The 12,198-nt window shown below is 64.4% G+C and carries 9 protein-coding genes; 2 read left to right on the forward strand and 7 right to left on the reverse strand.

The window, feature by feature from the left end; translation table 11 throughout:
* The first annotated feature begins 504 nt into the window (after positions 1-504).
* Positions 505-1,989 carry an oxygen-independent coproporphyrinogen III oxidase gene (gene hemN / locus KHN96_RS14185; protein ID WP_045785246.1) on the forward strand — a complete coding sequence of 495 codons (1,485 nt, stop codon included), beginning with the start codon at positions 505-507 and terminating at the stop codon, positions 1,987-1,989.
* A gap of 7 nt (positions 1,990-1,996) precedes the next feature.
* Here the strand turns inward: hemN and pyk are convergent, their stop codons facing one another.
* The 5 genes from pyk to gcl all read right to left on the reverse strand — a co-directional run bounded on the left by pyk (position 1,997) and on the right by gcl (position 9,624).
* Positions 1,997-3,472, reverse strand: a complete 1,476-nt coding sequence (pyk, locus tag KHN96_RS14190; protein ID WP_045785247.1) for a pyruvate kinase — start codon at positions 3,470-3,472, stop codon at positions 1,997-1,999.
* Positions 3,473-4,086: 614 nt separating this feature from the next.
* On the reverse strand, positions 4,087-5,406 hold the full coding sequence (locus KHN96_RS14195) for a glycerate kinase type-2 family protein (protein ID WP_045785248.1): 1,320 nt from the start codon (positions 5,404-5,406) through the stop codon (positions 4,087-4,089).
* 76 nt (positions 5,407-5,482) lie between these two features.
* Entirely contained in the window at positions 5,483-6,394 is a 912-nt protein-coding gene (gene glxR / locus KHN96_RS14200) for a 2-hydroxy-3-oxopropionate reductase (protein WP_045785249.1), read from the reverse strand.
* A gap of 628 nt (positions 6,395-7,022) precedes the next feature.
* Positions 7,023-7,805 (reverse strand): hydroxypyruvate isomerase, encoded by a 783-nt coding sequence (hyi, locus tag KHN96_RS14205; protein WP_045785250.1) that lies wholly within the window; start codon positions 7,803-7,805, stop codon positions 7,023-7,025.
* Positions 7,806-7,848: 43 nt separating this feature from the next.
* Entirely contained in the window at positions 7,849-9,624 is a 1,776-nt protein-coding gene (gene gcl, locus KHN96_RS14210) for a glyoxylate carboligase (RefSeq protein WP_045785251.1), read from the reverse strand.
* A 350-nt stretch (positions 9,625-9,974) separates the two neighbouring features.
* On the opposite strand from gcl, the gene KHN96_RS14215 reads away from it, so the two are divergent.
* Entirely contained in the window at positions 9,975-10,886 is a 912-nt protein-coding gene (locus KHN96_RS14215; RefSeq protein ID WP_045785252.1) for a LysR family transcriptional regulator, read from the forward strand.
* Between the two features lie 13 nt (positions 10,887-10,899).
* Here the strand turns inward: KHN96_RS14215 and KHN96_RS14220 are convergent, their stop codons facing one another.
* Both KHN96_RS14220 and KHN96_RS14225 read right to left on the reverse strand, forming a co-directional pair.
* Entirely contained in the window at positions 10,900-11,487 is a 588-nt protein-coding gene (locus KHN96_RS14220; RefSeq protein ID WP_045785253.1) for an IMPACT family protein, read from the reverse strand.
* 6 nt (positions 11,488-11,493) lie between these two features.
* Positions 11,494-12,189 carry a GntR family transcriptional regulator gene (locus tag KHN96_RS14225; protein WP_045787702.1) on the reverse strand — a complete coding sequence of 232 codons (696 nt, stop codon included), beginning with the start codon at positions 12,187-12,189 and terminating at the stop codon, positions 11,494-11,496.
* Positions 12,190-12,198: the final 9 nt, after the last annotated feature.

Raw genomic sequence — 12,198 nt, forward strand, 5'->3', positions numbered from 1 at the left:
GAAAATTCAAGGCGCCATCAAGGGCTCAACGTCAAAAGAAAAAGGCCAACCCATCGTGCGGTTGGCCTTTTCGTTCGGACTGGCGCCCAGGCGGTGTGGCTTTTGTCCTTTGACTTTCCCTGCCCTAGATGGCGCCTTGAATTTCTGTTGCAGGGAGGAAAAAGGAAGGGAAACTGTCTGAGCGAAGCGAGTTTTTCCCTTCCCCTCCCTGCGACAGAAATTCAAGGAATGGGTCGCCATCTCGGGCGCGCATTTCTTTGCTTACTTTCTTTGGGCAAGACCAAAGAAAGTGAGTCAGCCCCGGCAGGGGATGAAACAAGGGATGCACCAACAATCCAGAACTCAAAAAAAACACCCATCAACGCCCAGCCCCGTTGTGCCGCCGTGACGCCACGCGTGCAGTACACAACGCTTTGGAACCCGCATTGACCGACGTTGACACACATCAACCCGACACTCACATCGCGGTTTTAGGATGACCTATCGCCCCACTAGAACCGCCCCATGTTTCCGTTCGCCAAGCCGGCCGATCCTCCGTCCGCCGCCAACGACAGCGCTTTCCGCTGGTCGGCTCCCCAGGTGCGCGCGCTCGCGCAGCGTTTTGATACGCACGGCCCGCGCTATACCTCGTATCCGACGGCTGACCGCTTTCACAACCAGTTTGGTAACGCCGATTACCTCGACGCCTTGCACCGCCGCGCCGCGATCGCGCCTGCGCTGCACGCGCCGCTGTCGCTGTACATGCACCTGCCGTTTTGCGCGAACCTCTGCTACTACTGCGGCTGCAACAAGGTCATCACGAAGGACCGCTCGCGCAGTGCACGCTATGTTGAAACGCTCGCGCGTGAGATGGCCATGGTGGCCAACCAGATCGGCCCACTGCGCCGCGTGACGCAATTGCACTGGGGCGGCGGCACGCCCACGTTCCTCGCGCACGACGAGATGCGCGCCGTGATGGCCGCGACGCGCGAGCATTTTGCGCTGATGGGCGACGCCGAAATCTCCGTCGAACTCGACCCGCGCCACGCCGACGACGCCACGCTCGAAGTCCTGGCCGAGATCGGCTTCAATCGCGCAAGCCTGGGCATTCAAGACTTCGACCCCGAGGTGCAGCGCGCCGTGCACCGCACGCAGAGCGTGGAAGAGACGCGCCGCGTGGTCGACACCGCGCGCCGGCTCGGCTTCGAGTCGATCAGCTTCGACCTGATCTACGGCTTGCCGCATCAACGCACCGAGACCTTCAACGCCACGCTCGATCGCGTGCTGGAGATGGCGCCCGACCGGCTGTCCGTCTACAGCTACGCGCATCTGCCGCACCTGTTCAAGCCGCAGCGCCGCATCGATCTGCTCGCGCTGCCGACCGCCGACGAAAAACTCGATTTGCTGGCGATGACGGTGGAGCGCCTCGTCGCCGAGGGTTATGTCTACATCGGCATGGACCACTTCGCTCGGCCTGACGATGCGCTTGCCATCGCGCAGCGTGAAGGGCGGCTGCAGCGCAATTTCCAGGGCTATTCCACGCACGCCGATTGCGACATGCTGGCGTTTGGCGTGTCCGCCATCAGCCGCGTGGGCGATGTGTATGCGCAGAACGAAAAGGATCTCGACGCGTACTACGCGCGCATCGATGCCGGCGAACTGGCCGTGCTGCGCGGCATGTCGCTCACGCCGGACGACCACGTGCGCCGTGCGCTGATCGGCGAGCTGATGTGCGGATTTGAACTGAACATGCGCACCTTCGGCGCGCGCCACGGGCTGGACTTCAAGCGCACCTTCGCAGATGAGCTGCGGGAGCTGGCGCCGCTGGAGGAAGCCGGGCTGGTGCGGGTGGGGGACGAACGCATCGTCATCACGCCGCAAGGGCGGCTGCTCGTGCGCCGCATCGCGATGGTCTTCGATTCGCACCTGCGCCAGGCGGGCACGGAGCGTGCGGTGGAAGCCGGGGGCAAGCCCGTCGGCTTCGTTCCGCGCTACTCCAAGGTGGTCTGACGCAGCGTCAGGCCGTCGCGGCTTCGAACTGCTCGGCGCGCGTTTCCGTCGCGGCTGCCACGGTCTGCGGCCAGATTTCCGCCAGGCGCAGCAGGTTGGTCGAACCGGCCTGGCCGAACGGCATGCCCGCCGTGATGGCGATCTGGTCGCCCGACACGGCAAAGCCTTCACGTGCGGCGGCCCGGCACGCCGCGTCCACCATCTCGTCGACATTGCTCACATCGGGGCTGACCGTGCTGTGCACGCCCCACGCGATGGCCAGCCGGCGCGCCGTGTCCAGGCGCGGCGTGATGCTGACGATGGGCGCCAGTGGCCGCTCGCGTGCGGCGCGCAGGCTCGTCTTGCCGCTGGACGTGTACGTGACGGTGGCCACTGCGCCGAGGATGTGCGTCACGTCGCGCAAGGCCGCGCAGATGGCGTCCTGGCGCGTCGGCAGCGGCGGTTGATGCTGCGCGTCGATCAGGTTGCGGTAGAGCGGGTCGCGTTCGGTCTCGGCAATGATGCGGTTCATGATGCTGACCGCCGCAACCGGATGCTTGCCGCTGGCCGACTCGGCCGACAGCATCACGGCATCGGTGCCGTCGTACACGGCGCTGGCCACGTCGGAGGCCTCGGCGCGCGTCGGCACCGGCGCTTCGATCATCGATTCCAGCATCTGCGTGGCCACGACCACCGGCTTGCCATGCTGGCGCGCCATGCGCAGGATGCGCTTCTGCACGCCGGGCACGCGCTCGGGCGGCAGCTCCACACCCAGATCGCCGCGCGCCACCATCAGCGCGTCGGAGGCCTGCACGATGTCTTCGAGGTGCAGCAGCGCGGCGGGCTTTTCGATCTTCGAGAGCAGCCCAGCCCGGTCGCCGATGATCTCGCGTGCGGCGATCACGTCTTCGGCGCGCTGCACGAACGACAGCGCAATCCAGTCCACACCCAATGACAGCGCGAAGTCGAGATCGCGCAGGTCTTTCTCGGTGAGCGCGGGGATGGGGATCACAGCGTCCGGCACGTTCACGCCCTTGCGGTCCGACAGCGGGCCGCCATCGACCACGCGCGTGACGATGGCCGTCGGGTCGGCGGCTTCCACGGCCAGGCGGATCTTGCCGTCGTCCAGCAACAGCGACTGGCCCGGCGCGGTAGCAGCGTACAGCTCCGGATGCGGCAGATGCACGCGCGTGACATCGCCCGGCGTCGGGTCGCGGTCGAGCACAAAGCGATCCCCGTTCTTGAGCACGACGCGGCCGTCGGCGAACGTGCCGATGCGCAGCTTCGGACCTTGCATGTCAGCGAGGATGCCGATCGGGCGACCGGTCTCGGCCTCCACCGCGCGCACGGTGTCGTAGCGCTTGCGGTGGTCTTCGTGCGAGCCGTGGCTGAAGTTCAGGCGGAAGACGTCCGCGCCGGCGTCGAAGAGGGCGCGGATGGTGTCTTTGTCGCTGCTGGCGGGGCCTAGGGTGGCGAGGATTTTGGTGTTGCGGAAGCGGCGCATTTTGGTGTTTCCGGTGGGGGTTGTTTATTTGGGCCTTGGTGGTCCACTCCCTTTCACCCCCTGCCGGGGGCGACTCACTTTCTTTGTCTTGCCAAAGAAAGTAAGCAAAGAAAGGCGCGCCCGAGATGGCGACCCCTTCCTTGAATTTGTGTAACCGGGCGGGGAGGAGGCAAACTCGCTGCGCTCAAACAGCCTCCTCCCTTTTTCCGCCCGCTTACACAAATTCAAGGCGCCATCTAGGGCAAGGTACGGCCACACAATCTGTGTGCTGACCTAGGTGGCTCTTGTTTGTTGCTGTGTTGCTCGCTTTGCTTCGCGTTGTGCTGCTGGTTCCTGCTGCAGTCGTGGTCGATGGTTTGGCCGTTGACTTTGTTGCCCTAGATGGCGCCTTGAATTTCTGTTGCAGGGAGGAAAAAGGAAGGGAAACTGTCTGAGCGAAGCGAGTTTTTCCCTTCCCCTCCCTGCGACATAAATTCAAGGGGAAGTCGCCATCTCGGGCGCGCCTTTCTTTGCTTACTTTCTTTGGCAAGACAAAGAAAGTGAGTCAGCCCCGGCAGGGGATGAAACAAGGGATGCACCACAAAACCAAAACCCCATCCCCCTCGCCCAAAAAATTAGCCGGTAATCAAAATCGCCCGAAAATCATTCACATTAGTCCGGGTCGGCCCAGTCACAATCAAATCCCCCAGCGCATCAAAAAACCCATACCCATCGTTGTTGTCGAGCAATTGCTTAGCCCGCAACCCAAGCGCTTCAGCACGCGCCAGACTATCCGGCGTCAACATCGCGCCAGCGTTGTCTTCCGAGCCATCGATGCCATCGGTATCGCAGGCAATCGCATACACCCCCGGCAGACCATCCAACGCCACGCCCAGCGCCAGCAGGAACTCGGCATTGCGCCCTCCGCGCCCATTACCGCGCACGGTCACCGTGGTTTCACCACCCGACAGAATCACGCACGGTTTGGTGAACGGCTGATTGCGCGCCACGATCTGACGCACGATGCCGGCATGCACTTCGGCCACATCGCGCGCCTCGCCTTCAATGCTGTCCGACAGGATGTGCGCCTCGTAACCGAGCGCGCGTGCCTGCGCGGCGGCCGCTTCCAGCGCGTGCTGGGCCGTCGCGATGACGTGGCTGCGATGGCCTTTGAAACGTGCATCGCCGGGCTTGGGCGTCTCGCCCGCGCCGCTTTCCAGATGACGGCGCACCGCTTCGGGCACGTCGATGCCGTATTTATCGATCACGGCCAGCGCATCTGCGCAGGTGGTGGCGTCGGGCAGCGTCGGGCCGCTGGCGATGAGCGTCGGGTCGTCGCCGGGAATATCCGAGATCAGCAGCGTCTCGACGCGTGCCGGTGCGCACGCCAGTGCCAGGCGCCCGCCCTTGATCGACGAGAGGTGCTTGCGCACGCAGTTCATCTCGCCGATGCTCGCGCCGCTCTTGAGCAGCGCACGGTTGACGGACTGCTTGTCGGCCAGCGTCAGGCCTTCGGCGGGTGCAGCCAGCAGGGCCGAGCCGCCGCCGGAGATCAGGCACAGCACGAGGTCGTCTTCCGTCAAACCTTCGAGCAGGCCGACCATGCGTTGCGCGGCGCGTTGGCCGGCTGCATCGGGCACGGGGTGCGAGGCTTCAACCACCTCAATGCGGCCCTGCGTGCCGGGCGCACGGCCGTGCTCGTAACGCGTGACGACCAGGCCGGACAGCTCGCCCTTCCAGTGCTGCTCCACCGCCTCGGCCATCGCTGCAGCGCCCTTGCCAGCGCCGATGACGATGGTGCGGCCACGCGGCGGTTCGGGCAGGAATGCCGGCAGGCATTGCGCAGCGCTGACCGCAGCCACCGCGGTATCAAACAGGCCGTGCAACAGCGCGCGCGGCGACGGATTGGGCAAGGCGGCGCGCAGGGCGGCCTGGGCAGACTGGTCGTGGTGCATGGCAGAAAGCGGGGAAACAGCAAAAAGACTGCCGCCGCCCGAAGGCTGCGACAGTGCACACAACTTAGGCGCGCATTCAGGCGATGTCGTGGTTCGACATGATCTCGATCGCGCGGCACAGCGCCGAATGGTCCTGCTTGCCCAGGCCGTTGGCGGCGCAGGTGTTGAACAGTTCCTGCGCGGTGGCCGTGTTCGGCAGCGCCACGCCCAGCGTCTTCGCCCCTTGCAGCGCCAGGTTCAGATCCTTCTGGTGCAGCTCGATGCGGAAGCCCGGATCGAACGTACGCTTGACCATGCGCTCGCCGTGCACTTCCAGGATGCGCGAGGCCGCGAAGCCCCCCATCAGCGCCTGACGCACCTTCGCCGGGTCGGCGCCGGCCTTCGATGCGAAGAGCAGCGCTTCGGACACGGCCTGGATGTTCAGCGCCACGATGATCTGGTTGGCCACCTTGGTGGTCTGGCCGTCGCCGTTGCCGCCCACCAGCGTGATGTTCTTGCCCATCAGCTGGAAGAGCGGTGCCACGCGATCGAACGCAGCCTGCTCACCGCCCACCATGATCGTCAGCGATGCGGCCTTCGCGCCCACTTCGCCGCCCGACACCGGAGCATCCAGGTATTGCGCGCCGAGCTTGTTGATGCGGGCTGCGAAGTCCTTCGTCGCGATCGGCGAGATCGAACTCATGTCGACGACGATCTTGCTGGCAGCAGCGTCCTTGCCGGCATCCTTCAGCGCCTTGGCGACACCCTTCTCGCTGAACAGCACGGCTTCAACGTGCGGGGTGTCCGGCACCATGATGAAGATGATGTCGGCACGCTTGGCGACTTCCTCTGCGCTCGTGCAGACCGTCACGCCGGCTTCCACCAGCGCGGCGGGTGCCGGGTTGACGTCGTGCACGAAGAGCGTGTGGCCGGCGGCGCGCAGATGACCTGCCATGGGGGCGCCCATGATGCCGAGGCCGATGAAACCGAGGTTGAGATTGTTTGCCATGGTGAGGGATCTCCTTGGTTTGGATGTGTTGGTGGTTTGCTTGTTTGACCCTTGGTGGTTCATCTCCCTTTCACCCCCTGCCGGGGGCGACTCACTTTCTTTGTCTTGCCAAAGAAAGTAAGCAAAGAAAGGCGCGCCCGAGATGGCGACACCCTCCTTGAATTTGTGTAACCGGGCGGGGAAGGAGGCAAACTCGCTGCGCTCAAACAGCCTCCTTCCTTTTTCCGCCCGCTTACACAAATTCAAGGCGCCATCTAGGGCAGGGTACGGCCACACAATCTGTGTGCTGTCCTAGGTGGCTCTTGTTTGTTGCTGTGTTGCTCGCTTTGCTTCGCGTTGTGCTGCTGGTTCCTGCTGCAGTCGTGGTCGATGGTTTGGCCGTTGACTTTGTTGCCCTAGATGGCGCCTTGAATTTCTGTTGCAGGGAGGAAAAAGGAAGGGAAACTGTCTGAGCGAAGCGAGTTTTTCCCTTCCCCTCCCTGCGACATAAATTCAAGGAATCCTTCGCCATCTCGGGCGCGCCTTTCTTTGCTTACTTTCTTTGGCAAGACAAAGAAAGTGAGTCAGCCCCGGCAGGGGATGAAACAAGGGATGCACCACCGGAGCAAAACCAAACCGAACAAAAATCTCAGCCAACGTTGTGAGCAGCCCGCCAGCCGAGACCCTCAACCGTCCCAGCCTTAGGCTTGTACTCACACCCAACCCACCCCGTGTACCCAATCTCATCCAACCAACGGAACAGGAACTGATAGTTGATCTCCCCAGTCCCCGGCTCATTGCGCCCAGGGTTGTCCGCCAGCTGCACATGCTTGATCTTGTCCAGATGGCGCTTCAGCGTGCCAGCCACTTCGCCTTCCATCCGCTGCATGTGATAGATGTCGTACTGCACGTACAGGTTGGACGCGTCCACGTCGTTGATCAGGTCCAGCGCCTGCTGCGTGCGGTTCAGGTAAAAGCCCGGAATATCGAACGTGTTGATCGGCTCGATCAGCAGATCAATCTTCTCGGCCTTCAGTGCCTTCGCCGCAAACTTCAGGTTCTCCACCAGCGTCTTGCGCGCCGCGTCTTCGCTCACACCTTCGGGACGGATGCCCACCAGGCAGTTGAGCTGTTTCACGCCGAGCACCTTGGCGTACTTGATGGCTTCGCCCACGCCGTCCTGAAACTCGCTCACGCGGTCCGGCAGGATGGCGATGCCGCGCTCGCCGCCGTCCCAGTTGCCGGCCGGCAGGTTGTGCAGGACCAGGTCGAGCTGGAAGCGGTTCAGGCGATCGGCAATCTGGTCGGCATGAAACGCGTAGGGAAACAGGAACTCCACCCCGCGAAAGCCCGCACGCGCGGCGGCTTCGAAGCGGTCGAGGAAGGCCTGTTCGTTGAACAGCATGGTCAGGTTGGCTGCCAGCTTGGTCATGGTTTCTCCTTGTATCGGACGGTGAGGGAATGGCGCGCCGTCTTTATGCGGTGACGCCTTCGGCTTCCGTGAGGGTGTCTTCCAGGTCGAGCACTTCTTCAAACTCGACCACGTTGTCGATCTCCGTACCCATCGCGATGTTGGTCACGCGCTCGAGAATCACTTCCACCATCACCGGCACCGAGAACTCCGCCATCAGCTTGCGGGCCTGCGCAAAGGCGGGTTCGATGTCTTCGGGCTTGAACACGCGGATCGCCTTGCAACCCAGGCCTTCCACCACCTTCACGTGGTCGACGCCGTAGCCGTTCAGCTCGGGTGCGTTGACGTTGTCGAAGGCGAGCTGGACGCAGTAGTCCATGTCGAAGTTGCGCTGCGCCTGGCGGATCAGGCCCAGGTACGAGTTGTTCACCACCACGTGGATGTACGGCACCTTGAACTGCGCGGCCACCGCCATCTCTTCGATCATGAACTGGAAGTCGTAGTCACCCGAGATGGCCACCACGTCGCTGTTGGGCGAGGCCACCTTCACGCCGATGGCGGCGGGAATCGTCCAGCCCAGCGGGCCTGCCTGGCCGCAGTTGATCCAGTGGCGCGGCTGGTTGACCGACAGGAACTGCGCAGCGGCGATCTGCGACAGGCCGATCGTGCTCACGTAACGCACGTCGCGCGGGAAGTACTGGTTCATCTCGCGGTACACGCGCTGCGGCTTGATGGGCACGTTGTCGAAGTCGGAGCGACGCAGCATCGTGCGCTTGCGCTTCTGCACGTCGGCGTTCCAGCTCTTGCGGCACGGCAGCTTGCCGGCGGCCTTCAGCTCGCGGGCGACTTCAATGAACTTCTCCAGCGCTGCCTTGGCGTCCGAGACGATGCCCAGGTCCGGACCGAACACGCGGCCGATCTGGGTCGGTTCGATATCGACGTGCACGAACTTGCGGCCCTTGGTGTAGACGTCGACGCTGCCGGTGTGGCGGTTGGCCCAGCGGTTGCCGATGCCGAACACGAAGTCCGACGCCAGCAGCGTGGCGTTGCCGTAGCGGTGCGACGTTTGCAGGCCGACCATGCCGGCGTTGAGCGGGTGGTCATCAGCCAGCACGCCCCAGCCCATCAGGGTCGGGACGACAGGCACGTTCACCAGCTCGGCAAACTCGACCATCAGCTGGGCCGCATCGGCGTTGATCACGCCGCCGCCGCACACCAGCAGCGGGCGCTCGGCCTGGCACAGCATCTCGATGGCGCGCTCGGCCTGCGCACGCGTTGCCGCGGGCTTGTAGACCGGCAGCGGGCTGTACGTGTCGGGATCGAATTCGATCTCGGCGACTTGCACGTCGAACGGCAGGTCGATCAGCACCGGGCCCGGGCGGCCCGAGCGCATCAGGTGGAACGCCTGCTGGAACACGCGCGGCACCAGCGCCGGCTCACGCACGGTGACGGCCCACTTCGTGACCGGCTTGGCGATCGATTCGATGTCGACAGCCTGGAAGTCTTCCTTGTACAGGCGTGCGCGCGGCGCCTGGCCGGTGATGCAGAGGATGGGAATCGAATCTGCCCAGGCCGAGTACAGGCCGGTGATCATGTCGGTGCCGGCAGGGCCCGACGTGCCGATGCACACGCCGATGTTGCCGGCCTCGGCACGGGTGTAGCCCTCGGCCATGTGCGAGGCGCCTTCCACGTGGCGGGCTAGCACGTGGGCGATGTTGCCGTTCTTGCGCAGGGCCGAGTACAGCGGGTTGATGGCGGCACCCGGCACGCCGAAGGCGGTGGTGATGCCTTCTTTCTCCAGCACCGCAACGGCGGCGTCGATTGCTCTCATCTTCGGCATGGTGGTGTGTCTCCAGGAAGGGGAAGGTGGGAATACGTTGGGGCTGATCCTATTCCCGCATGCCGATACCGATAAACGCAGGTCTCGTCAGTTGATTGCTAACTTTGTATATCGAATGCTCTCGCGTGGCGCAGCAATGCCGAAGCCGTGTCACCGCCGAGGACGCCAGGATTCATGCCGCTTTCAGTTGATTTGCTGCGGCGCAAAAAGAGCGATGCAGGACCACGCCTCGCATCACTCCGCACACACCGATTTTTTCCATTCGTCACAGGTGATATGCGCTGAATAGGCGCAATCCGCGTACGGAATGCTCACTAGAATGGCGTGACATTGCGAACTGGAATGATGGAATGGACAAGCTCAAGCAGATCGAGGCGTTCATCGCCGTGGTGGAGCACGGCAGCATGGCCGCCGCCGCGCTCACGCAGGACGTGACGCCCGTCATGATCGGGCGCCGCATCAACGCGCTCGAAGCCAGGCTGGGCGTGAAGCTGCTGCACCGGTCCACGCGGCGCATTGCCGTGACCGAACAGGGCGCGGTCTTCATGGAGCAGTGCAAGAAGGCGCTGGGCGAACTGGACCGCGCAGAACTGCTCGTCGCCGAGGGCCGCCACAAGGCGACGGGGCACCTGATCGTGTCGGCGCCGGCCGCGTTTGGGCGCAAGCACGTCGCGCCGCACGCGCCGGATTTTCTGCGTGCCAACCCCGACGTGCGCATCTCGTTCAACCTGACCGACCGCGTGGTCGACCTCGTGCGCGAGGGCTACGACCTCGGCATCCGCATCGGCGGGGCCATCGATCCGAACTTCGTGGCGATCCGGCTGGCTTCGAACAAGCGCGTGGTGTGCGGCACGCCGGCGTATTTCGCCAAGCACGGCGTGCCGCGCACACTCGACGACCTGGCCAAGCACAATTGCCTCGCCTTCAACCTGCAGGGCGGCCAGCAGCGCGGCTGGTATTTCCAGCAGAACGGCAAGGCCGTCACCGTGAAGGTCAGCGGCAACCTCGACTGCAACGACGGCGAACTGCTGCACCGCTGGATGGGCGAAGGCCTGGGCCTGGGGTGGCGTTCAACGTGGGAGATCCAGCCGGAACTCGAATCCGGCGCGCTGATGACCGTGCTGGATGACTACGCGCTGCCCGACTACGACATCCTCGCCGTGTACCCGCAGCAGCGGCCGGTGCCTGCGAAGATCCGGTTCTTCATCGAACACCTGAAGGCGGTGTTTGCGCAGCCGGGGTATTGGTCGCGGGCGGGGTGAGGCGCGCTCAGCGTCACTCGGCGATGACGACGCGTCCCTGCGTCAGGTCCCGCAGCGTCGCACGCGCAGCCGCCTCATCGGTCACGGGCAAGCGCACGGTGAGCGCAACGCCGGCATCGTAAGCCGCCTCGACCAGCGCATAGCCGCCTTCGTCGACCCACCGCCGGATGCGCGCCTCATCGGCGTAATCGGTGACGAGCGTGAGCGTGGTGCTGGCGATGCGCTCCACGCGCTCGGCCTGCATGAGCGCGGTGGCGATGGCATCGGTGTAGGCGCGCACCAGGCCGCCCGCGCCGAGCTTCACGCCGCCGAAGTAGCGCACCACGGCACCGAGCGTGCCGTCCAGGTCGTGGTGGCGCAGCACTTCGAGGATGGGGCGGCCTGCGGTGCCGGAGGGCTCGCCATCATCGGACATCCCCGACTGGCCGCCGGCCAGCAGCGCCCAGCAGACATGCGTGGCAGTCGGGTGCTCGGCCCGCAGACGCGCGACGACGTCCATGGCAGCGGCGCGGTCTTCGACCGGCACAGCCCATGCGATGAAGCGGCTTTTCCTGATGTCCAGCTCGGCCGACACCGGCGCGCGCAGCGTGTACGTCGGCACGCGCGCTCAGGCCAGCAGCGCGGCAACGAGGTCCGTCGCGCGGCCACCCGGCGATTCGAACTTCAGCGACGCCTCGGTGTGCGCCATGTGCTCTTCCATCAGGGCGATGGCACCTTCCACGTCGCCGCGCTTGGCGGCTTCCAGAAAGGCGGTGTGCTCTTCGGACGAGCGCACCGCATCGTAGGTGGATTGATACAGCATCGTGATGACCGAGCTGCGGGCGGAGAGCTCGCGCAGCATTTCCTTGAGCACGCTGTTGCCGACCACGTCGGCCAGCAGCAGGTGGAAGTCGGCCATCAGGCGGTTGCGGCGCGGGACGTCCGCCAGGTTGGCGCTGGCCGCCACCCTGTGCTCTTCGGCCAAGTGCTTTTCGAGCCGCGCATAGTCGGCCGCCGTGGCCTTGGCGATGAACTCGCGCGCCAGTGCCACTTCCAGCACGCGCCGTACGGCAAAGACTTCGCGGGCCTCGGTCTCATCGGGCTTGGCGACGAACGCGCCGCGATCCGGCTCCATGCGGATCAGCTTGTCTTTGGCCAGCATCAGCAGCGCGGCACGAATCTTTGTGCGGCTGACGTGGTAGACCCGCGCCAGCGCCTCTTCGCGCAGCTTGGTGCCGGGCGGCAGCCGATGCGCGACGATCGCCTGTGCGATGTCGTCGGCAATGCCTTCGGAGGAGATGTCGGCGGCGGTGGTTTCGGTCATGGCGCCGAT

This window comes from Ralstonia mannitolilytica (assembly GCF_905397375.1).
Classification (GTDB): Bacteria; Pseudomonadota; Gammaproteobacteria; order Burkholderiales; family Burkholderiaceae; genus Ralstonia; species Ralstonia mannitolilytica.